Origin of the sequence: Microbulbifer sp. MCCC 1A16149 (genome assembly GCF_050368945.1) — a bacterium.
Classification (GTDB): domain Bacteria; phylum Pseudomonadota; class Gammaproteobacteria; order Pseudomonadales; family Cellvibrionaceae; genus Microbulbifer.
The window spans coordinates 3,662,501-3,684,949 of record NZ_CP185959.1 but is presented as its reverse complement, the minus strand read 5'-3'; the positions used below and the strand labels follow the sequence as shown (position 1 = coordinate 3,684,949).

General features: G+C 60.0%; 21 protein-coding genes. 12 read left to right on the top strand and 9 right to left on the bottom strand.

Going from position 1 to position 22,449, the window contains the following annotated elements; genetic code table 11:
- Positions 1–12: 12 nt before the first annotated feature.
- The 6 genes from ACONT6_RS15260 to ACONT6_RS15235 all read left to right on the top strand — a co-directional run bounded on the left by ACONT6_RS15260 (position 13) and on the right by ACONT6_RS15235 (position 6,788).
- Entirely contained in the window at positions 13–1,011 is a 999-nt protein-coding gene (locus ACONT6_RS15260; protein ID WP_428819292.1) for a winged helix-turn-helix domain-containing protein, read from the top strand.
- A 337-nt stretch (positions 1,012–1,348) separates the two neighbouring features.
- A complete protein-coding gene (locus ACONT6_RS15255) occupies positions 1,349–1,615 on the top strand; it encodes a response regulator transcription factor (RefSeq protein ID WP_428819291.1) in 267 nt (88 codons plus the stop codon).
- 309 nt (positions 1,616–1,924) lie between these two features.
- A complete protein-coding gene (locus tag ACONT6_RS15250; RefSeq protein ID WP_428819290.1) occupies positions 1,925–4,249 on the top strand; it encodes a TonB-dependent receptor in 2,325 nt (774 codons plus the stop codon).
- A gap of 76 nt (positions 4,250–4,325) precedes the next feature.
- Complete coding sequence (locus tag ACONT6_RS15245) at positions 4,326–5,006, top strand: Fe2+-dependent dioxygenase (protein ID WP_428819289.1); 681 nt, start codon at positions 4,326–4,328, stop codon at positions 5,004–5,006.
- A gap of 169 nt (positions 5,007–5,175) precedes the next feature.
- The gene (locus ACONT6_RS15240; RefSeq protein ID WP_428819288.1) at positions 5,176–5,787 is read left to right on the top strand and encodes a rhomboid family intramembrane serine protease; all 612 of its coding nucleotides are present in this window, start codon (positions 5,176–5,178) and stop codon (positions 5,785–5,787) included.
- Positions 5,788–5,846: 59 nt separating this feature from the next.
- Complete coding sequence (locus tag ACONT6_RS15235; RefSeq protein ID WP_428819287.1) at positions 5,847–6,788, top strand: DUF2167 domain-containing protein; 942 nt, start codon at positions 5,847–5,849, stop codon at positions 6,786–6,788.
- 50 nt (positions 6,789–6,838) lie between these two features.
- Here the strand turns inward: ACONT6_RS15235 and hemB are convergent, their stop codons facing one another.
- Positions 6,839–7,852, bottom strand: a complete 1,014-nt coding sequence (gene hemB, locus ACONT6_RS15230) for a porphobilinogen synthase (RefSeq protein ID WP_428819286.1) — start codon at positions 7,850–7,852, stop codon at positions 6,839–6,841.
- 91 nt (positions 7,853–7,943) lie between these two features.
- On the opposite strand from hemB, the gene ACONT6_RS15225 reads away from it, so the two are divergent.
- Entirely contained in the window at positions 7,944–8,330 is a 387-nt protein-coding gene (locus tag ACONT6_RS15225) for an MAPEG family protein (protein WP_078083760.1), read from the top strand.
- 2 nt (positions 8,331–8,332) lie between these two features.
- Here the strand turns inward: ACONT6_RS15225 and ACONT6_RS15220 are convergent, their stop codons facing one another.
- The 6 genes from ACONT6_RS15220 to ACONT6_RS15195 all read right to left on the bottom strand — a co-directional run bounded on the left by ACONT6_RS15220 (position 8,333) and on the right by ACONT6_RS15195 (position 15,118).
- Positions 8,333–8,989 carry a GntR family transcriptional regulator gene (locus ACONT6_RS15220; RefSeq protein WP_428819285.1) on the bottom strand — a complete coding sequence of 219 codons (657 nt, stop codon included), beginning with the start codon at positions 8,987–8,989 and terminating at the stop codon, positions 8,333–8,335.
- A 1-nt stretch (position 8,990) separates the two neighbouring features.
- Positions 8,991–10,163 (bottom strand): benzoate/H(+) symporter BenE family transporter, encoded by a 1,173-nt coding sequence (locus tag ACONT6_RS15215; protein ID WP_428819284.1) that lies wholly within the window; start codon positions 10,161–10,163, stop codon positions 8,991–8,993.
- A 283-nt stretch (positions 10,164–10,446) separates the two neighbouring features.
- Entirely contained in the window at positions 10,447–11,730 is a 1,284-nt protein-coding gene (hemL, locus tag ACONT6_RS15210) for a glutamate-1-semialdehyde 2,1-aminomutase (RefSeq protein WP_428819283.1), read from the bottom strand.
- A gap of 182 nt (positions 11,731–11,912) precedes the next feature.
- Complete coding sequence (thiD, locus tag ACONT6_RS15205) at positions 11,913–12,704, bottom strand: bifunctional hydroxymethylpyrimidine kinase/phosphomethylpyrimidine kinase (protein WP_428819282.1); 792 nt, start codon at positions 12,702–12,704, stop codon at positions 11,913–11,915.
- Positions 12,705–12,802: 98 nt separating this feature from the next.
- On the bottom strand, positions 12,803–13,225 hold the full coding sequence (hemJ, locus tag ACONT6_RS15200; protein ID WP_428819281.1) for a protoporphyrinogen oxidase HemJ: 423 nt from the start codon (positions 13,223–13,225) through the stop codon (positions 12,803–12,805).
- A 75-nt stretch (positions 13,226–13,300) separates the two neighbouring features.
- Positions 13,301–15,118: a chloride channel protein gene (locus ACONT6_RS15195; RefSeq protein ID WP_428819280.1), complete on the bottom strand. Its 1,818-nt coding sequence runs from the start codon at positions 15,116–15,118 to the stop codon at positions 13,301–13,303.
- A 121-nt stretch (positions 15,119–15,239) separates the two neighbouring features.
- On the opposite strand from ACONT6_RS15195, the gene argC reads away from it, so the two are divergent.
- From argC to erpA, 4 genes are all read left to right on the top strand, one after another.
- Positions 15,240–16,295, top strand: a complete 1,056-nt coding sequence (argC, locus tag ACONT6_RS15190; protein WP_428819279.1) for an N-acetyl-gamma-glutamyl-phosphate reductase — start codon at positions 15,240–15,242, stop codon at positions 16,293–16,295.
- 72 nt (positions 16,296–16,367) lie between these two features.
- Complete coding sequence (locus ACONT6_RS15185) at positions 16,368–17,108, top strand: DUF6776 family protein (RefSeq protein WP_428819278.1); 741 nt, start codon at positions 16,368–16,370, stop codon at positions 17,106–17,108.
- 98 nt (positions 17,109–17,206) lie between these two features.
- Complete coding sequence (locus ACONT6_RS15180; RefSeq protein WP_428819277.1) at positions 17,207–17,617, top strand: bactofilin family protein; 411 nt, start codon at positions 17,207–17,209, stop codon at positions 17,615–17,617.
- 152 nt (positions 17,618–17,769) lie between these two features.
- Entirely contained in the window at positions 17,770–18,123 is a 354-nt protein-coding gene (gene erpA / locus ACONT6_RS15175; protein WP_078083188.1) for an iron-sulfur cluster insertion protein ErpA, read from the top strand.
- Between the two features lie 32 nt (positions 18,124–18,155).
- Here erpA and ACONT6_RS15170 read toward each other — a convergent pair whose 3' ends face one another.
- Together ACONT6_RS15170 and ACONT6_RS15165 are read right to left on the bottom strand one after the other, a co-directional pair.
- Positions 18,156–19,268: an anhydro-N-acetylmuramic acid kinase gene (locus ACONT6_RS15170; protein ID WP_428819276.1), complete on the bottom strand. Its 1,113-nt coding sequence runs from the start codon at positions 19,266–19,268 to the stop codon at positions 18,156–18,158.
- Complete coding sequence (locus tag ACONT6_RS15165; RefSeq protein ID WP_428819275.1) at positions 19,269–20,639, bottom strand: peptidoglycan DD-metalloendopeptidase family protein; 1,371 nt, start codon at positions 20,637–20,639, stop codon at positions 19,269–19,271.
- 318 nt (positions 20,640–20,957) lie between these two features.
- Here ACONT6_RS15165 and tyrS point away from each other — a divergent pair, with 318 nt between their 5' ends.
- Positions 20,958–22,265, top strand: a complete 1,308-nt coding sequence (gene tyrS, locus ACONT6_RS15160) for a tyrosine--tRNA ligase (RefSeq protein WP_428819274.1) — start codon at positions 20,958–20,960, stop codon at positions 22,263–22,265.
- The last annotated feature ends 184 nt before the right edge of the window (positions 22,266–22,449 follow it).

Genomic DNA, 22,449 nt, shown 5'->3' with positions numbered 1-22,449 from the left:
GAATCTAGTGCGATGCAGTACCGTTTTGACAAGTACGTTCTGGATACAGAGCAGCTATACCTGACCGCTGACGGAGAGCCAGTGGCTGCGGAAGCGCGGCAATTGCAGCTGCTCTCATTGCTGATCGCAGGCTTTCCCGAGTGCTGCGAACGGGCCGTGCTGCTGGAAGATCTGTGGCCCAACACCGTGGTTTCCCACTGGTCCCTGGGGCGACTGGTTTCCGACACCCGCAAGCTGTTTCGCGAGCTTGGGTATGAGGGGCCGCTGATCCAGACCTTGCACGGACGCGGTTACCGGCTTTCACCGGAGCTCGCTGAGCAGTTGCGGGAGGTCCGCAGCTCTTCGCCACAACAGGGTGATACCCCTGAGACTGCCGGATCTGATAGCGACAGCAATGCGCCAGTCGGCGACCCGGCCGCTCTGGATAGCGCACCCGCCCCCGACCGAACTTGTTCCCCGTCATCTTTCGCCGCGGCCCGACCCGCAGCGTATTTCTGGCGCCTGTGGATCGGCATGGGGCTGCTGGTGCTGGTGACCGCGCTGCTGGTATACCTGGTTACTGCACGACGGATCCCGGATGACGGTGCCCCCCTGGTCATTGGCGAAGCGCCGGATGTCCGCGGCAGGATTCTGTGGGTGGACGACAACCCCGACAACAACCTCGCCGAGCGCGCACATTTCGAATCCCTGCGGATCGCCGTCTATCTGGCAACCAATACCGATGACGCCCTGACGCTGCTGTCCATGTACCGCTACGATGCGGTGATTTCCGATATGGGCCGGGGCGGGGAACCGCTGGCCGGCTTCAAGTTGATGGAGCGGATGCGCGCGCGACAGGACAGTACCCCTTACTTCCTTTACACCATCATGCCCTCAGATTCCCAGCGCAAGCTGGTGCGCCAGCGGGGCGGCAATGGTGTTGCGGTGGCTGCGGACGAACTGTTCGGCCTGGTTTTACCGATTTTCGGCCTGCCGGACGCGGACTCCCGGCCTTCTGCTCCGTCTCCCTGATCCTCTTGTCACAATCGGGGCGCTCCCCTGTGAGCCCCGTGATACGGGCGTTTCAAAAAGATTCAAAACCTTTCAAAGACACCCGTGGCTCTTCCTAGCTAAATTCCCGGCGACAAAATTGCGACAAAGGTTCCCGACTGTATTTCGCGGTCAGGGAGCTGGGGATTCTCAGGGAAAAGGGGGAATTATGCTTGGGACTGGGTTGGCGGAATTGCTTGTCGGCGGACGGGATTCGGGGGCACGGGAATCGCGCTCACAGGAATCGGAGGCTAATGCGATATCGGCACCGATTTCGGCTAGTGGTCAGCGGAGTGGTCACAACAGGGATCAGAACAGCTTGCCGGAAACTGCAGCGGGTTGTCCGGGGAGATCTCAGTTGGTGGTGGTGGACAAGCCGGCGCAGTCTGCGACGAAAAAGTTCAGTACCCGTGAGCTGCAAGTCCTGACGCAGATCGCCGCCGGCGCCACCAGTGTCGAGATCGCCGAGCAGCTGAACATCTCTGTGCATACCGTGAAGAACCACCGCAAGAACATCCTGCGCAAGGCCAATTGCCGAAACTCCGGCCAGCTGATTACTCACTGCCTGGCGCTGGGTGTTATCTGAAGCCTGCTTTACGGGCCCGCGTCCGCGGGCATCTGGATGTCTGCTTCGCGCTAGCGATGTTTTAGCCGCCGGCCTCTCCGGCGCAGCTTGGCTTAGTTTCTTCATCCCCCTTTCCTCTCATTATTCGCAAGGTTTTCGGTTTTATCCCGTCATTGGGGGATGCTTTTCGCGGGTTCTCTCCTGGACCCAGGTACTTACGCTTCGCAGTTTCGCATTCGCCTATGCGAATAGTTCGCATTTATATTTACTTTTTCTCAATGCTCCCTATACTTCGCGCCGACGAATCGGTCATCTAGGGAGAAACAGATAATGTCAGGATCACGTATCAAGTCCTTGCCGCTTTCCATGGGGGCGCAGACCATCGCCGCAGCGCTCGCCTTCGGTTCACACGCCGCTATCGCTGCAGAGCAGGAAGCCGCCTGCAAAGAGAAGGACGACAAGTCCTGCGTTACCGAAGCCGGTAATTCTTCGTTGGAACATATTGAGATTCACGGGGTGCGCAACTCTGTGTACCGCTACGACCGCTCAGGCGATCCTCGCCGTGTCGCAGACCTGGTGGATACCCCACAGACCATCAGTGTCCTGACCCTGGACCAGATTCAGGAGTCCGGTAAAACCGATCTGGAGGATATTCTCGCCGCGCAGTCCGGCGTGACCCTGGGTACCGGTGAAAACGGTAATGCCTTCGGTGACCGCTATATCATCCGCGGCCATGAAGCGCGCAGCGATGTATTTGTCGACGGCCTGCGCGATCCGGGCATGACGACCCGGGAAAGTTTTGCCACTGAGCGTGTGGAGATCACCAAGGGGCCGAGCTCTACCTTTGCCGGTCGCGGATCTTCCGGCGGTGCGGTCAACAGCATCACCAAGAAAGCCTCTACTGAATACAACTTCGGGCGCGTGGACCTCGCCGGTGGTACCGATGATCACCGGCGCTTTACCGTGGACTACAACCTGTCCCTGAGCGATGCGCTGGCCCTGCGTATCAACGGCCTGTCTTCCCAGGAGGATAAACCCGGGCGCGAGGGTATCGAGCGCGAGCGCGACGGCCTGCAGCTATCCGGATTATTCCAGGCATCTGAAAAACTGTCGTTTGTTGCCGATGCCTATTATCTCGACGCTCACGACAGACCAGATCTGGGTAGCGTGTTTGACCGCGATGCACGCGCGCCCATCGAAGATATCCTCGTGTATGCCCAGGACAACGACTTCCTGGACTCCGAGGTGACCACTTTGACTCTGCGTACGGAATACCAGTTCTCCGACAGCGTGCGTTTTTTCAACGCCACCCGAACGGGGCAGACGGAGAATGGCTATATCACCACGGGCCTGCGTAGTACCAACCGTGCGGACGAAGACCCGATCGCGCCGGGCGCCGCCACCATGACCCTGAGTACGCATCAGGGCTGGCAGGAAGTGGACTACACCACTTCCCAGTTCAACCTGTTCTGGGACGCCCAGCTGCTGGGCCGTGAACACAAGCTGGTATTTGGACTTGAGTTCACCGATGAGTCTGTGGACAACGGTGTATTCGATATTGCGTACGGCAATGAGGGCAACTGTTTGACCAACGGTCGCGGTGGTGTTTCCTCTTCCTATTGTGTCATCGATGCCAGTGGCAATCAGGTGGGTAACGTGAGCGGTCTGATGGGGCGCAGCTACAGTCGCGGCAGCGCCGATGCGCTTTACGATATCGAGACTGTCTCCGCCTATGTGATGGACACCGTTGCGGTTACCGATTCACTGGATCTGTTCTTCGGCCTGCGTCAGGACCGTTTCGACTACAGCAACGCTACCAGCGGTCGCGGTGGTGATCAGCTGTACGCCTACTCCGACTCCATGTACAACGGCCACCTCGGTCTGGTGTTCGATGTGGCGGAAAACGGTAACGTCTACGTGAGTTACAGCACCGCCACCAACATCAATGGTGGGGAATCTGACCTGGGAGCCAACTGCGGTTACGGCGGCCTGTGTGGCTCCCCGGAGCAGGCGGTGGAAGCGGACCCGGAGCTGGTGGAAAACCTCGAGCTCGGCACCAAGTGGATGCTGTTTGATGACAAGCTGATGGCCACGGCAGCAGTGTTCCGCATGACCAAAAGTGATGTCATGGAAAGTGTCGGCGACAGCTACTCAACCCTGGGCACCCTCAACACCGGCGAAAACCGGGTACAGGGTGTGGAGTTTGGCCTGAGTGGTGATATCACCGACAAACTGAGTGTGCAGGCGTCGGCCACACTGATGGACTCCGAGGTACTGGACTCCTTCAACGAAGACAACATCGGCCTGGCGCTGAGTAACTTCGCGGACAACAGCTACACCTTCCAGCTGCGCTACCAGCCAAATGAGCGCTTTGCCTTCGGTGGCGATTACAGCTACCAGAGCAAAATGTACGGCGGCCAGCCGGATACCGCGGCGGGCTACAACCAGGAAACCGGCGAATACGGTATCGTGGTGCCCAGCTACCAGGTGGTCGGCCTGTTTGCGAACTTCAATGCGACAGAAAAGCTGACCCTGCGCGCAAATATCGGCAACCTGCTGGACGAGGAGTACTGGACAGCGGCATACCGTTCCGGATCCTTCATGTACCTGGGTGACGGTCGCAGCGTACGCGCTACTGCCACCTACGAGTTCTGACGGGATTGTTGAACGGGTAGCTTTAGCCTGTAAGTTAAATCTGCAAATCGAGAATTTATCTCGAGAGGTTAGGCCGATGGTTGTAATTGAAAATCTGCTCGCGCCACAGGAAGTGGCCAGATTCCGCGAGGTGTTGCTGTCGCTGCCCTGGGCCGACGGCAAAGGGACGGCCATGGGGATGGCGGCAGATGTGAAGAACAACCATCAGGCCGACCCGGCCAACCCGGGCGTCCAGCAGCTGGCCAATCAGCTGCTGGCACGCATGGGCGAAACCCCGCGGCTGGTTTCCGCTGCACTGCCACACCGCATCTTTCCGCCGGTCTTCAATCGCTACGGCGAGACCGAGGAATACGGCTGGCATGTGGACGGGGCCATCATGCGCATTCCCGGTTCCGCTGAAGTACTGCGCAGCGATATGTCGATGACGCTGTTTCTGAACGAGCCGGATGAATATGCGGGCGGAGAGCTGGTGATTGCGACGGAGTTTGGCGAGCAGCGGGTAAAGTTGGCCGCCGGTTCCGCCGTGGTGTATCCGTCCAGCAGCCTGCACAAGGTAACCGCGGTCACCGCGGGCCAGCGCATTGCCGCCATTACCTGGATGCAGAGCATGGTGGCTGATGGCGCTATGCGTCAGACGCTATTCGAACTGGACCAGAGTATCCAGACTCTGTTGCGCCAGGGGCAGGTGGACCGAGCCGAACTGGATCGGCTCCATCACATTTACCACAACCTGATTCGACAGTGCGCGGCGGTTTGATCCCGCATCTGTCAGAGATGGCGGGATTAATTTAGTCGGGAGCCTCAAAGTCCGGACTAACTAATTCGATGCTGTAATGTCGTGTAATGGCGTCAGACTAAACCCCTGCGCGAAACCGGTGTAGCATGGCTGTCCATCTAACCGTCGTATTGCGAACAGGACGCCGCCATTGTCCGCCGAGACCACTTCCCTGCAGTCATTACTGACCCCGACGACCATTCTGCTGCTGGTGACCACGGCGGTGAGCCTCGCTGCGCTGTATCTCTCCCCGCGCCTGTTGCAAGAGTGCGCCTTCCGGCCCTATCGGGTTTGGCGGGGAAAAAACCGGGATTCCATTTACCTGGCGGGGTTTGTACACGCGAACCTGCTGCATCTTGCGGTAAACATGTGGTGCCTTTGGCTGTTCGGCCAGGAATTGGCGCACCGCATTGGCGGAACCCTGTTTATTCTGCTGTATTCCCTGGCTCTGGTGTTGAGCCATATTCCAACGCTATTTAAAGAGCATGAGAACCCGAACTACGCGAGTGTAGGTGCCTCCGGCGCGATATCCGCAGTGGTATTTGCCTATATCGTCTATTACCCGCAGTCCGAACTCTATCTGCTATTTCTGCCCATTCCGTTGCCGGCGTGGCTGTTTGGCGTGCTGTATCTGGCGTACAGCGTATATGCCAGTCGCGACAAAAACAGCCGTATTAATCACGACGCACATTTCTGGGGGGCGGTGACCGGTCTGCTATTTGTCCTGTTCACCGATCCTGCGGCGTGGGCGCGATTGCTCTGATCTTCGCTAATACTTAAATCGACAAAGCATAAACAACATAAAAACACTCGGGGGGAACCATGAATCGTTCATTTTATTCGGCATCGTTGGCCGGTATCGCGAGCCTGATACTGGCGCTGCTGTGCCTGGGGGCGCAGGCTCAGATACAGGACGCGAATGAGGTGGCTGCAGAGCCACAATTAAGCGAGGAGCAGCAACAGTACATTGCGTGGGCGCAGCAAACCTGGGACGGCATGGAACGGCGCACGGGCACTGTAGAGTTGCCCGGAGGTGTCGCCAGCCTTGAGGTTCCCGATTCTTTTTACTACCTGAATCCTGAAGACAGCAAAGTGGTCTTGGAGGAGATCTGGGGCAACCCGGAGGGCGAGTTGGGCCTTGGAATGCTGTTCCCGATGGATGTCACACCGTTTGATGGTGATTCCTGGGGAGTAACTATCGAGTACAGCGAGGAGGGCTATATCCGTGATGACGATGCTGCGGAAATAGACTACAGCGAACTGTTGCAGGATATGCAGGCTTCAACGCGTGAAGAAAGTGCGTACCGGGTAGAAAACGGCTATGAGTCCATCAGCCTGGTGGGGTGGGCGGAGCGACCTTATTACGATACCGAGCAGAAAAAACTCTATTGGGCCAAAGAGCTGGCTTTTGGCGAAATGGAGAGCAACACGCTGAACTACAACATCCGCGTGCTTGGGCGCAAAGGTGTGCTGGTGCTCAATTTTATTGCCGGTATGTCGCAGTTGGAGGATATCAAACAGAGTCGTGATGCAGTGCTGGCAATGACGAGTTTTAATCCCGGCTATCGCTATGAGGAGTTTGATCCAGAAATCGATAAAGTGGCGGCCTATGGCCTCGGTGCACTGGTAACCGGCAAGGTGTTGGCCAAAACCGGACTGTTAGCCGGTTTGCTGCTGTTTCTGAAAAAGGCCTGGATACTGATTCCACTGGCCTTTGGCGCACTGTTCAAACTGTTCCGGCGCGGTGGCAAGGGCGACCAGTGATCGCCTGACAGAAAAGATTTATACGGGCCGGTTTTGCCGGCCCGATTTCCTCAGCCCGCCTGTAACAGCTTGGCGGCTTCTTCCGCAAAGTAGGTCAGCACCCCATCGGCACCGGCGCGCTTGAATGCCAGCAGGGATTCGAGAATTACCGCTTCCCGATTGAGCCAGCCATTATCGAACGCCGCACAGTGCATGGCGTACTCACCGCTGACCTGATAGGCAAAGGTCGGTACCTTGAGCTCGTCCTTCACCCGGCGCACCACATCCAGGTATGGCATGCCCGGCTTCACCATGATCATGTCCGCACCTTCCTGCAGGTCCAGCGCGCACTCGTGCAGCGCCTCGTCACCGTTGGCCGGATCCATCTGGTAGCTGAATTTGTTGGCGCCCTTCAGATTGCCTGCAGAACCCACGGCATCGCGGAACGGGCCGTAGTAGGCGGAGGCATATTTCGCCGCGTAGGACATGATCTGGGTGTTTACGTGGCCGTCGCGCTCCAGCGCCTCACGGATGGCGCCGATACGCCCGTCCATCATGTCCGATGGCGCCACCACATCGGCGCCCGCCTGGGCGTGTGACAGCGCTTGCTGTACCAGTACCTCCACGGTGTCGTCGTTGACGATATACCCTTCACTGTTCATCAGCCCGTCCTGGCCGTGACTGGTGAACGGGTCCAGCGCCACGTCGGTAATCACACCCAGTTCCGGTGCAGCCTCTTTCAGTGCGCGCACGGCACGCTGTGCCAGGCCATCCGGGGCAAAGGCTGCACGAGCATCGTCGGACTTGGCAGATGGGTCGACTACCGGGAACAGCGCAACCGCGGGGATTCCGAGGTTTACCAGTTCTTTGGCTTTTGCGGTGAGCAGATCTACGGTCAGCCGCTCGACACCGGGCATTGAGGCAATTTGCTGGGTCTCCCCGCGGCCTTCGATAACAAACAGGGGCAGGATCAGGTCATCGGTGGTTAACCGGTTTTCCCGCACCAGGCGGCGAGAGAACTCGCTGGCACGCAGGCGGCGCGGACGGGAATGGGGGTAAGCGCCGCGGTGAAGGCTGATACTCATGAATGGTCACTCCGGCTGGTAGATAGGGGTTGGCGCGCACTCTGGGCGGCGACTAAGCTGGCGCAATCATAACAAAACGGGAGTGGTTCTGATGTCTGTTGCCTTTTGGTGTCTGCTGGTGGCGATTTTGATGCCGCCCACATTTGCTGCCATCGCCAAAGCCACCGCAGAGGGAAGGTACAACAACCGGTCGCCGCGCGCATTTCTGGAAAAGCAGTCCGGACTGTCGCGGCGTGCGGACTGGGCTCAGCGCAACAGTTTCGAGATATTGCCGGCATTTATCGCGGGGGTGTTTGCGGCCATCGCGGCGGGTGTCGACGAGCAGTGGTTAGCGCGACTTTCGCTGATCTTTATTGCCACCCGGATTCTCTACGGGATCTGCTATCTGAAAGACTGGGCAGCCGCACGCTCCCTGTGCTGGTTCTCCGGTTTCTTCTGTTGTCTGGGGCTGCTAATCATGGCGGCGCTCGCGGTTTAGCTTCACTCGGCGCTGCCGTCACTGCGAAGGTGTTCGACGAGCGCGCGGCCGGCCGCGGCAATATGCTGCTCAAGCAGTGCGGTCGCCGCTTTGCCATCACCGTTTTGCAACAGGTCCAGCAGTTCGTAGTGCTCCCGCTGACTGGTGGCCTGGTAATCGAGGCTGCGGGACTGGAAACCGATATAGCGCTCGCACTGAAGGTGCAGCTGTTCCACTGCGGCGAACAGGGTGGGGCGATTGGCGGGACGGTACAAGCAGGTGTGAAATTGCCAGTTGAGTGCGCCGATTTCCGTGGCGCTGATTTCCGGGGGCTGCGTTTGTAACGGTTGCGCTGATGCTTGCATCGCATCGAGGTAATCTCGCGCACGGCCAAGGATTTCCCCATTTAAATGCGGTATGGCGAGCTCCTGCAGTAACGGCTCCAGACGCATGCGCATCAGGTAGAGGTCTTCCACTTCCAGCGGATCGAACCGCGGTACCGCAACGCCGCGTTTACCGTGTCCCGTCAGCCAGCCTTCATTTTTCAGTCGCGCGAGCGCATCCCGCACCGGAATCCGGCTTACATCGTACTGCTCGGCCAGCTCCGTCTGTTTGAGCACCGTGCCCGGGGCAAAGCGTCCCTGCTGCAAGTCTGATTTCAGTCTTTGGTACAGGCCCATTTCAGTTTTTCCTGTGGAGCAACCGGTGACAGATCAGCCCGCCCGCGAGTCCCCAGAAGGCGGCGCCGATACCCAGGTAGCTGACCCCGGAGGCGGTGATCAGCAGGGTAACCAGTGCGGCCTCGCGACCGTCGCTGTCGCTGCTGGCACCCGCCAGGCTACTGCCGATGGTGCCGAGCAGCGCCAGTCCGGCAACGGTGGCGATCATCGCCTGCGGAAAAGCGCTGAACAGCGCCACCACGCTGGCACCGAACAGGCCAGCCAGTAAATAGAAAACGCCGGCCGCGATACCGGCGGTGTAGCGTCGCTCCGGATCCGGGTGGGCCTCGGGGCCGGTACAGATGGCGGCGGAGATGGCGGCCAGATTAAAAGCAAAACCGCCGAACGGCGTCAGCAGCAGTGAGGTGAGACCGGTGCCGCTGATAACCGGGGAAACCGGAACCTTCTGGTAGCCGCTGGCGCGCAGGGTGGCGACACCGGGAATATTCTGCGAGGTCATGGTGACAATAAACAGCGGTAACCCAACACCCAGCAAAACCGCGGGATTGAACACCGGTGTCACCCACACCGGCCGGCTCAATGCCCAACTGAGTTGTTCGGGGCGCACCTGTCCCAGTCCCCAGCTGGCAGCAAAGCCAGCGAATAAAACGAGGATGATGGCATAGCGCGGCAGCCAGCGCCGGCATGTGAGGTAAGTGAGCAGCATACAGCCCACCAGCACCGGATTGGCCTCGAGCGAGGTGAATACCGACAGGCCGAACTGCAGCAGGATCCCCGCCAGCATGGCGCTGGCAATGGGCAGCGGCACCCGTGACATCACCCGCTCGAAAGCCCCGGAGAGTCCCAGTAACAGGGTCAGTACCGCACTGAACAGGAAGGCACCGATCGCTTCTGCCATGGAAACCCCGGCCAGGCTGGTGGCCAGCAGCGCCGCTCCGGGGGTGGACCAGGCGGTGATGACCGGCGCGCGGTAGTACCAGGAGAAGGCGATACAGGTGATGCCCATACCGAGCCCGAGGGCACCGATCCAGGAAACCATTTCTGCCTCGCTGGCATCCGCAGCCGCGGCGGCCTGCAGGACAATCGCAACGGAGCTGGCAAACCCCACCAGTACCGCAACAAAGCCGGCGCTGACGGAGGACAGGCTGGTATCCGCCCAGAGGGATCGCTGCACAATGTATACTCTTTAAAAAATGTATACATTTTTATATGACAGAACGCTAGCCCTGGCAAGTAATGGGGGCTGGTGGAGTTCGGACAGGTTGGTGGCGGCGCTGCTACCGGGTGTGGTCTTGCGATACACGAGCTAGGCGCCCCCCCTCAACCCATCCCTGGAGGCTCGGCTGCGGCCGTCCTGGCCGCAGACGGTCTCGCAAGACCACACCCGGTATCAGCGCCTTCGCCCTGAATTTTCGACGAGGTCGGAAAGTCCGGCGGATAAGAGGTTCGCGACGTGTTTATTTCAAGCGTGCAAACACCTTGCGCGCCGCAGCGATGGTGGCTTCGATATCCTCGTCGCTGTGCGCGGCGGACATAAAGCCGGCTTCGTAAGATGCCGGTGCCAGGTAGACCCCTTCCTCCAGCATGCCGTGGAAGAAGCGATTGAAACGCTCGGTATCGCAGGCCATAACCTGCTGGTAATTGGTCACCTGATCCGCATCGGTAAAGAAGAAACCGAACATACTGCCTACCTTGTTGGCGGTAAGCGGAATACCCGCTTCTTTTGCCGCGGCCAGAACCCCGTCTACCAGACGGTCGGTTTTCTCGGTCAGGGCGTCGTAGAGGCCCGGCTCCTGAATCAGCTGCAGGGTTTCCAGGCCGGCAACCATCGCCATCGGGTTACCCGACAGGGTACCCGCCTGATACACCGGGCCCAGCGGTGCAATCTGCTCCATGATCTCGCGTTTGCCGCCGAAGGCACCTACCGGCATACCGCCGCCGATCACCTTGCCCAGGGTGGTGATGTCCGCCTCGATACCGAAGTGGCCCTGGGCGCCGGTCAGGCTGACGCGGAAACCGGTCATCACCTCATCCAGGATCAGCACCGCACCGGACTGATCGCACACTTCACGCAGTGCTTCCAGGAAGCCCGGTACCGGCGGGATGCAGTTCATATTGCCCGCCACTGGCTCGACGATGATACAGGCGATCTGATCGCCAATTTCGGCGAAGCACTTTTTCACACCCTCGATATCGTTGTAGGTCAGGGTAATGGTGTGGTCTGCCAGCGAGGCAGGTACGCCGGGGGAGGACGGCACGCCCATGGTCAGGGCGCCGGAGCCTGCTTTTACCAGCAGGGAGTCGGAGTGGCCGTGATAGCAGCCTTCGAATTTTACGATCTTGTCGCGGCCGGTGTAGCCGCGGGCCAGGCGGATCGCGCTCATGGTGGCTTCGGTACCGGAGTTTACAAAGCGCACCAGGTCCATATTCGGCCATACCCGGCACAGTTCTTCCGCCAGTTCAGTTTCCAGTTCGGTCGGCGCGCCAAAGCTCAGGCCGGACTGGGCCTGCTCAACCACCGCGTCGATCACGTCCGGGTGCGCGTGACCCAACACCATCGGTCCCCAGGACTGCACATAGTCGATATAGCGTTTTTCATCGGCGTCGTAGAGGTAGGCGCCCTCGGCGCGCTCGATAAATACGGGCGTGCCGCCTACCGCGCGGAATGCGCGTACCGGTGAATTGACACCACCGGGAATGACCTTTTGGGCGTCGGCGAAGAGGGATTCGGACTTGCTCATAGCTTTTCGGGAACCGGGTTGGATTGAAAGAAGGGATCAAAATGGAATGGAAAGTTGCGCGTATTATCTTCACCGCCGCCGCTTGCCGCAAACGCTGACGCGGTTTGCGCAACAGAAATCAATCCAGGAGGCCCGGATTGGCAGTAGAGGTGAGATTAGGCGCTGAGCCGCGGCCTTCGCCGTCAGTCCTTGCAGGTCCAGAACAGGCGGTTTGGCACCGGGCGACCCATACCCAGGCGACGGCTGCCGGCGATTGCGCTCCAGGTGAACTGCTGACTGCGGTTCACTGCCTCGAGAATATTGAGGCCGTGGGCAATATGGCAGGCGATTGCAGTGGTCAGAGTGCCGCAAACGCCATAGGCCGCCGGCGGCAAACGCTGCCAGCGGAATTCACGTATCAGTCCGCGGGTTTCGTACAGGCGGTTTTCCAGTTGCTGGTCCGCCGCCGGTACGCCGGTGAGCAGCAGGTAGCGACAGCCGCTTTCCAGTAATTCCTGAGCCTGGGCATCGTGCACGTCCGCTTCTCCTGCCATGGCGCGGGCTTCACGACGGTTTGGCGCCACCAGGGTGGCTAGGGGTAACAGCAGGTCGCACATGGCTCGCCACAGCGGCGGTGCCAGCAGGCTCTCTTTGTCCGCGAGGGTCGCATCGGGGTCGATGATCAGCGGAATGTCCGGGTAATCGCGCAGCACGCTGTGCAGCGCGTGCACATTTTCTACCGAGCCCAGGTAGCCGATCTTGATGGCCGCCACTGGCATGTCTTCGAGTACCGCGCGGGCCTGTTCCACCAGCAGGCTATCGTCTACCGGCGCAACGCCGGCCAGGTCGCGGGTGTCACCCACGGTAATTGCCGACACCACCGAGGTGCAGTGGCAGCCGAGGCTGGCAGCAGTTTCCGTATCTGCAGTGATTCCCGCGCTGCCGCTGGGGTCGTGGTGGGTGACGGTGAGAATGATGGGCTGGCGTGTATCCATAACCGTTCAGGACCTGAAGATCGATGTAGTTATTCTAGCCTCGCCATCGGCCGGGCACGGGGCGCTTGGGTGTCCTGGTGCGCCCCTGACCCGTGAGATCAGAACGGCCGAACCACTGCGAGGATCACAATCGCCAGCAGAACCAGTACCGGTAGCTCATTGAAAATGCGGAAAAAGCGGCCGCTTTTGGTGATGGTGCCGGCGGCAAATTTCTTCACATAGCTGCCGCAGATATGGTGATAGCCGATCAGCAGGATCACCAGGGTAAGTTTGGCATGCATCCAGCCGGCAGTTTCGTAATAGCGTGGGTTAAAGCTGAAGAGCCAGACGCCAAACACGATGGTGGCGATCATCGAGGGAATGGCGATGCCGCGATACAGGCGCCGCTCCATGATACAGAAGCGGTCTTTGCTGAGTGCGTCGGTGGCGTCCACGTGGTACACGAACAGGCGCGGCAGGTAAAACAGGGCGGCGAACCAGCACACCATGGAGACGATATGAAAAGCCTTGACCCAAAGCATTGAAGCTCCTTATCCGGAATCTGGTCCGGTCTGCGTAGTTATTTTGAATATGTCGCTGGCCATCACCGCGGGCGGTTACTGCCGATAGTAGTGCTCGATATGCTGCGGCAGGATAATACCCGCCACGTCGCTATTCAGTACACCCGGGTTGCCCTGATCGTAGTCGCGGCCAATATACAGCGCGTCGGCGCCGTGCCTTTCCAGCTGCTCCTGGGCCTCCAGCAGGGTGGCGCGCCAACTGAGCGGCGCCAGTTGCAGGCGCTCGCCGGGCAGACGCAGCAGATCGACTTTTTCCTCTTCCTTGGGAGGGGCGCCCTCCGCTTCCGGTTCTTTTTGCGGGCGCTGCAGGAAATTGGCGAGGTCAGCCGTGCGCAGTGCCTGCGGAGTATCGACACCGCCAATCAGCAGCCACGCGGGCTGCTGCTCGATCAGTCGCTCGGCATGGGTTCGCTCCATTCTCTGGGGGGTGACCGCTACGGCACGCTCCATCACGCTGGCGACTCCCACCCGGCTAAGTAGCTGTGCGCGCCAGCTGGGGGTGCCGCTTTTACCCAGTGCGCGCAGGGATTCCTGATAAATACCCTCGCAGGAAAACAGCTGGCGGCTGACCAGGCAGGCTACCACGATGGTCATCATGCCGGGAAACAGCACATTGGGGTTGTAGGTAAGCTCAAGGATCGCCAGCAGCGCGGCGAGCGGAGCATTGAGTAGCGCCGCCATCATTGCCGCCATCCCCACCATCGCATAGAGCCCGGGGCTAGCGGTGGCCGCGCCCAGCCACAGGTTCGCCAGGTGACCGCCGGCGCCGCCGATACAGGCCCCCAGGATCAGGCTCGGGCCGATAACGCCGCCGGGAATCCCCAGGCCCGTGGCCAGGGCCGTGGCGGTAAGTTTGGCGAGGACAATGGCGGACAGTGCGGCAATACCCAGTTGCCCGAGCATGGCCAGCTCGAGGGTGTCGTAACCGGTGCCGAGGATTTCCGGTACCCACAGGGCCAGCAGACCGGTGGCTGCGCCCGCGAGCAGGAATCGCAAGATCGGCGAATGCTTCTGCTGCAGCGGCACCAGACGGCGCTGGCTGACGATAAACAGCGAAGCCAGTGCGCCGATCACCAGCGCACACACAAACAGAATCGGAAGTTCGGCGAGGGATTCCAGCTGCGAGGCCGGAACGCTGAACGCAGCCTGGTGGCCAAACGCCAGGCGTGTTGCCGCGCTGCCACTGACCGCGGCAATCATCACCGGCAGGAACCCGGCCACGGTGTACTCCAGCATCACCACTTCCATGGCGAAGATCACCCCCGCCAGCGGCGTATTGAATGAGGCGGCAATGGCGGCGGCCACACCGCAAGCGAGCAGGGTGCGTGCGGTGTTGTTGGGCAGTCGCAGGCGGTACGCCACCCAGCTGCCACTGGCGGCTCCCAGATGTACCGAGGGGCCTTCGCGGCCGATCGACTGGCCGCTGAGCAGCGCTAGTGCGCCGCCCAGGAACTGGAGAATGGCGTTTTTGATCGGCATTTTGCCCTGGTGGTTGTGCAGGCGGTCGAGCACGTGCACCACCCCGGTGGGACGTCCGGACGGCGCGACCCACTGGAATATCAGTCCGAGCACCAGGGCGCCGCCCAGTGGTAGCGCAAAGCGCCATGTGGGGGGGAGTGACTCAAAGTCTTCCAGTTGCGGAAGGTAGAGGATCGCCGGACCCTCGCTCAGCTGGCGGAAGCCGATGACCACCAGCCCCGCGCAGACCCCGATGATCAGGGCCAGTAGCACCAGCAGGGACAGCGCCTGCTGGGCGGATAACTGTGTCCGCGCCCGCTCTAGCAGCCCGCCGCGGCTTGAATGGGGGAGGGGGGCGGAGAAGGCCTGGGGTTCTGACTGCTGGCGGCGCCGCACGGTTAGTCCTTTAAAATCGATGGCTTATGGTAGAGTGCACGGCTCAGTATACAGGGGACATGGCCCGCCAGCAGAGGGCGGCGGGGTCCCCGCCAAGGACAGTGATCAGCGAGGAACAGAAGTGAGCGTCATCAAAGCGGCAATCGTAGGTGGAACAGGGTATACCGGCGTGGAATTGCTGCGCCTGCTGTCGGGCCACTCGGGTGTAGAGGTGCGAGCGATTACTTCCCGTGCGGAAGCCGGCACGCCGGTCGCGGAACTCTTCCCCAGCCTGCGCGGTCACTACGATCTGAAATTCACTGCCCCGGATGTTGATGAGCTGGCGACCTGCGATGTGGTTTTCTTTGCCACGCCCCACGGTGTGGCCCAGGCCCAGGTGCCAGAGCTGGTGGGGCGCGGTGTACGGGTCATCGACCTGTCCGCTGATTTCCGTCTGCAGGATATCCCCACCTGGGAGCAGTGGTACGGACAGGAGCACGCCTGCCCCGAGCTGGCCGCGCAGGCGGTGTATGGCCTGCCGGAAGTCAACCGGGCGCAAATCGGTGATGCCCAGCTGATCGCCTGCCCGGGCTGCTATCCCACCGCCATCCAGCTGGGCCTGATCCCGCTGTTGGAAGCGGGGCTGGTGGAGCCCGCAGGGCTGATCGCCAATGCGGCCAGTGGTGCCAGTGGCGCCGGTCGCCAGGGCAAAACCGATCTGCTGTTTGCGGAGAACAACGACAGCTTTCGCGCTTACGCTGCCGCGGGGCATCGTCACCTGCCGGAAATCGAGCAGGGGCTGGGACTCGCTGCTGGCGGTGCCGTGGATCTGACCTTTGTACCGCACCTGTTGCCGATGGTGCGCGGTATCCACGCCACCATGTACGCCAAGCTGAAGAATCCGGCGGCCGCGGAGGCCACCCAGGAGGCGCTGCAACAGCTGTTCGAGCAGCGTTACCGCGACGAGCCGTTTGTGGATGTGATGCCGGCCGGCAGCCACCCGCAGACCCGCAGCGTGAAAGGCACCAACGTGTGTCGTCTGGCGGTGGTGAGACCCCAGGGCCGCGATACGGTTGTTGTCTTATCGGTCATCGACAACCTGGCCAAGGGAGCCTCTGCCCAGGCGATACAAAATATGAATATCATGTTTGGCTTAAATGAGAACCAGGGGCTGGAGAGCCCGGCACTGCTGCCTTAGAATCGTTGGCAGTGGCTCGATAGATAAATACACGACACAGAATCCACACCAAAAAGACACTATCCGGAATCCATGACGCGTAAAGTTAAAGGCAGCAAGCAATACCGTATGAAGGTGGTGCCCCACAGGCCCATCCACGGCATTTTCTCTGTGCTGGGGGTGACCCTGCTGGTGCTGTCTACCAGTGCCGGCGCCTTTTTTGCGGGCCAGTACCAGCTGAGCAAAAACCTAGATCAGAAGACCCGTGCACACGTTAAGTCTCAGCAAGAAGTCGATCGTCTGCGCGCCGAGATAGAGAGCCTGCGGGTGCGTGCGGCCACCGCCGAACAGTCCGTGGCCATTGGCGAACAGGCAAGTGAGTCTGTGCGTGCAGAGCTGATTGCACAGGAAAACCAGATTGCGGAATTGCGCCAGGAAATCTCCTTCTACCGCGGTATCATGGCACCCTCAGAGGGGAGCGATGGGGTCTCCATCGGCCGCTTCAGCATTTCCGAAGCGGGTGAGCGTCGCTATCAGTACAAGTTGCTGGTTCAGCAGTCTGCCGCCCGTCACCAGGTAGTGACCGGTGCGGTGCGCTTTACCATCGTCGGCCAGGTGGATGGCGAGGCACGTCGGTACGCACTGGCGGACCTCTCGTCGGAGGTGGAGAGCGAGTCTATCCCCCTGCGATTCAAGTACTTCCAGAATATCGAGGGAGAGCTACAGTTGCCGGAGGGCTTCGTCCCTGAAGGCGTCGAGCTGTCGCTCAAATCCAGCAAGCGCAAAGGTTTCAATATTGACCAGCGTTACGGCTGGCTGGTGCAGCAGAGTTGATTGCTGAAGCGGGCGCAGCAGCGCACCAAAGGAGTGACCAGGCTCCGCTCAATTCATGAGGTTTTGGTTGAATTATGTTGAAAAAGAAAGAGAAAACTATGGCTAGCACTGGTGGCAACAATACGACCCTGATCGCGCGTCACACTGAAGTAACCGGCGACCTGCACTTCCGCGGTAATCTGGTCATCGAAGGTCGCGTCAACGGAAACGTATGTGCGCACAGTGACAGTGATGCCCGTCTGCAGATCGTCGATGGCGGTGTGGTTGAGGGTGAAATCCGTGTACCCAATGTCGTGGTCAACGGCAATGTGAAGGGTGACGTGCACGCAAGCGGCCACCTGGAGCTGGCATCCAAGGCGATCGTTGAGGGCAACGTCCACTACAAGCTGATCGAAATGGTCAAGGGCGCTCAGGTCAACGGTTCCCTGGTATCCAATGTCGAAGTCGACAACACCAGTGAGCCCCGTATGCTGGGTTATTCCGAAGAGGTAACCGTCGACGCGGAATAATGCGACGGGCGCGACTGGTCAAACCCCTTCAGACTGGCAATACTTGACCTGTTTGCTGGGGTTTACCCATAATGCGCCCGCACCGCTGTCATTCGGCAGTGGGCAGTCGCGCCTCCGTGGCGACGGCTGTAAACCCGTTTCGAGAGTGATTTATGTCTGAAGCTGTTTCCTTTTCTCCCGATCCCGTTCAGGTGACCGAGAAGGCCGTTGCCAAGGTCAAAGGGCTGCTGGAAGAGGAAGGCAATCCGGAGCTCAAGCTGCGCGTATTTGTTACTGGCGGCGGCTGTTCCGGCTTCCAGTATGGCTTTACCTTCGATGAGCTGGTGGCCGAGGATGATGCTGTGGTCGAAAAAGACGGCATTCAGGTCCTGGTCGATGCCATGAGCTACCCGTATCTGGTGGGTGCGAGCGTGGATTATGAAGAGGGGCTGTCTGGCTCGCGCTTCGTGGTCCAGAACCCCAACGCGTCCGCTACCTGCGGCTGCGGATCTTCCTTCTCTATCTGAATCCCGGACTATTCCGCGCCAGCGATCTGACGTCAGGCGGGGTATATCCCGCCCAGCACGGTCTCTTTGTCGGCGCCGGTCACTGCCGGGCAGTTGCCGTGCAGGCCCAGCATGGTCTGACGGGCCAGCCACGCAAAACCCGCTCCCTCTACCCAGTCCGCATCGATCCCGTATTCGTTTGTAGCTGTCACCGACCAGGTGGGAAGGCGTCTGCGCAGGCGTTCCATCAGGTCATTGTTGCGAGCGCCGCCGCCGCACACCAGTAGCTCGCCGCCGCGGGCAAATTCACGCACACCGTTGGCAATAGAGGCTGCGGTAACTTCCGCCAGCGTCGCCTGTACGTCGGCGGGGGGCACCTCCAGCCCCGCGCTGGCACGTTCCAGCCAGCTGGGATTGAAAGCCTCCCGTCCGGTGCTCTTGGGTGCCGGCGCGGCAAAAAAGGGATCTCCCATTAGGCGGTTGAGCAGTGTGGGATGGGGGGCGCCACTTGCCGCCCACGCACCGTCGGCATCGTAGGGTTGGCCGAGGTGCAGTTTGACCCAGTAATCCAGCAGCGCGTTGCCGGGACCGGTGTCATAACCGCGAACCTGGCCGTCGGCGGCCAGCTCGGTGATATTTGCCATGCCGCCGATATTGACCACTGCGCGGTCGCGACCAGTGCGGAATACCGCGTTGTGGAACGCGGGCATCAGCGGTGCCCCTTGACCGCCGAGCGCCATATCGCGGCGGCGGAAATCCGCCACCGTGGTGATGCCGGTCAGTGCCGCGATGGTGTTGGGATCGCCGAGTTGCAGGGAAAAGGGGGTGGAAACGCTACCCGGGGGCCTGTGTCGCACGGTTTGCCCGTGACTGCCGATGGCCTTAACCGCAGACGGCTTTACCCCGGCTTTTTGCAATACCGCCAGGGTGGCCGCGGCAAATTCCTCGCCCAGGCGCCGGTCGAGTTGCCCCGCTCGGTCGAGTTCCGAGGGGCCAGGTGCGCAGAGTGCGAGTATTGCCTCGCGCATTTCGTTTGAGATGGGGTGCCCCAGGGCGGCCCGGGTGTGGCAGCGGAGCTCACCGTCAACTTCGGAGAACTCCGCCAATACCGCATCGATACAGTCGACGCTGGTACCCGACATCAGGCCAATGTAGAGGTCCGTCATTCAGTTTACGGAGTCCTTCTCGTCGCCGTTCTGCGCCAGTGCGGGTTGCTCGAAGCGTTCCAGCTGCGCCATCAGCGGCTGGGTCTGGGTCTGGAAGCGAGCCATCTCCGACTTGGGAATGGCTTTCGCTTTGGGCAGCTTGCGCACGATGGTGGCAGGGTTACGGTGATGGCCATCCACCAGGAATTCATAGTGAAGGTGCGGGCCGGTGGCGTAACCGGTAGAGCCTACAGTGCCGATCACCTGGCGCTGCTTGACGCGCTGGCCACGCTTCACGCGCTTCTTGTTCAGGTGCAGGTAGCGGGTGATGTAGCGCTCACCGTGCTGGATAAACACGTAGTTGCCGTTGGCTTTGCTGTAACCGGCCTTGATGACTCGGCCATCACCGGCGGAGTACACCGGGGTGCCGCGCGGGGCTGCGTAGTCGGTGCCGTTGTGCGGGCGGCGGGTCTTGAAAATCGGGTGCAAACGGCGAGGGTTGAAGTGCGAGCTGATACGGCCAATATCCACCGGGGTGCGGATAAAGGCTTTGCGCATGCTCTTGCCGTCGGGAGTGTAGTAATTGGTGTCACCGTTGCTGTCGGTGTAGCGCACCGCGCTGAAGGTCTTGCCTTGGTTGGTGAAGGTCACCGCCTGAATTGAACCGTTACCGATCTTTTCGCCGTCGAGAAACTTCTCGTCAAAGATCACGCTGAAACTGTCGCCCTTGCGGATATCCAGTGCGAAGTCGATATCCGAGCCGAAGATGTCGGCCATCTCCATGATCAGGTTGTTGCTCAGGCCGGCCTTGGTACCGTCCACAAACAGCGAGCTTTCAATCTTTGCCTGTCGGAATGCGGTGTACTTATCCGCTTCGCGCTGGTGCAGGGCGTACTTGTACTGGTCGGAGTTATCGCGGCTGAATTCCACCTTGCTCAGGCGATCGCGGTGCAGCTCCAGGCTTTGCAGGCTGCCCTTGCCGTCGATCTGGAATGTCAGCTCCTCACCGGGGACCAGCTTGGCCAGCTGCTTTGCCTCTTTACCACTGGACAGCAGCTGGTACATCTCGGCGCTGCTGATGCCGGCGCGCTGGAACAGGTCGGACAGGGTATCCCCATTGCGCACGGTTTCCTGTACCACCCGCAGTCCTTCCATGACGCTCTGTGGTGCATCGGCAGGTGCCGGGGCTTCGGCTGACGCCGTCTGCACCAGATCTTCCGGTGCACTGAGGGAAACCTCCAGCGAAGTCCGCTTGGCCTCCACTTCCGGGGTAGACACAAAGAGCGTCAGCGCCAGGGCAAAACTGGCTGCACCCGCTGCCAGAGCGTGCGTGCGAGGGAAATTCTTGCCCAGGGCGCCCAGCAGGCGTGGGTTGTTGCGTTGTTTCTGCATGATCTTAAACGAGGGTAGCGCTGACGTTGGTTTTAATTGGATTCCGGTCACTGTGCCTAAAAAACGAACACCGGGACGACTTTATAACAAAATTCACGCCCTGGTTCACGGGGTAATTGACCTGTCTGTCCATGATTCAGTTCCTCTGCCCTGCCACAAAATCCGGTTGTGGGGCCGAAACCCGGCTGCTTCTCGCCAGTGCACGGCTCCGCTTGTATTTAGCGCAGGATTCGGTACATTTGCAGCCCAATTTTTGCCCGTCAAATGTGGTTTGGCGGGTTGTCTCGAGCACATCTGAATTTATCGCAAGGGGATACCATGGCCGGAGTGGATGCGACACTGCTGGAAGATCTCACGCGCCGCGGGCTGGTCAATCAGGCCACCGGTGATGGCGAACTGGAACAGCACCTGGCAGAAGAGAGTCGCACACTGTATTGCGGCTTTGATCCCACTGCGGATTCCCTGCATATAGGCAGTCTAGTCCCGCTGTTGACTCTCAAGAGGTTTCAGGCGGCAGGTCATCAACCGATTGCGCTGGTTGGCGGCGCAACCGGCCTGATTGGCGACCCTTCCTTCAAAGCCCAGGAGCGCTCCCTCAATACCCCCGAGGTGGTTTCCGACTGGGTTGAGAAAATCAAACGCCAGGTCAGTGCGTTTGTGGATTTCGACGCAAAGGATAATGCGGCGCTGGTGGTCAACAACCTGGATTGGACCAAAGACCTCAACGTGCTCGACTTTCTGCGCGATGTGGGCAAGCACTTCTCGGTCAACAATATGGTGAACAAGGAATCCGTCAAGCAGCGGATCCAGCGTGAGGGGGAAGGCATCTCCTTTACCGAGTTCACCTACATTCTGTTGCAGTCCATGGACTTCTCCGAACTGTACAAGCGCCACAACTGCACCCTGCAGATTGGCGGCTCTGACCAGTGGGGCAATATTACCGGCGGTGTCGACCTTACCCGTCGCCAGCACCGTGGGAAGGTATTCGGCCTGACCCTGCCGCTGGTGACCAAAGCGGATGGCACCAAATTCGGCAAGACCGAAAGCGGCACCATCTGGCTGGACCCCCAGCGCACCTCGCCCTATGCCTTTTACCAGTTCTGGCTGAATACTGCCGATGCGGACGTGTACAAGTTCCTGCGCTACTTCACCTTCCTGAGCGTGGATGCGATCGACGAGATCGAAAAGGCTGACAGCGAGCGCGCGGGTCGCCCTGAAGCCCAGGGTATCCTGGCAAAAGAGGTGACTCGCCTGGTGCACGGTGAGGAAGGCCTGACTGCCGCGGAGCGTATCTCCGAGGCGCTGTTCTCCGGAACCATCGACGAACTGTCCGCCAGCGACCTGGAGCAGCTGCGTCTGGATGGACTGCCCAGCTCCGACCTGCCGGAATCCTTTGGTGACCTGAGTCTGATCCAGCTGCTGGTTGAAGCCGGGATGGCGCCATCAGGCAAGCCGGTCAAAGATGCGCTGGGGCGCAATGCGGTACTGGTAAATGGCATTGGTGTCGGTATGGACGTCAATGCTGATCCCGCAGCGGTGTTTACTGCGGATAAGGCCTTGCACGGACGCTTCTTTATCGTCCGCCTGGGTAAGAAGAAGTACCACCTTTTTAGCCGCGTTGCGTGAGCGAAATTTAACCGTTCCGGGCGCGAAAAATCTTTTTTACAGTTTTGTCATAAAAGTACTTGCGAAGCCCATTATGGGCTCGTATAGTTCGCGCCCTCGCTGCTTGAGCGGCAACGCAAAACGCGGCGAGACGGCAAGATAAGCCTTTGAAATTTAGCGAGTTTCACTCCAAAAAAGAATTTCA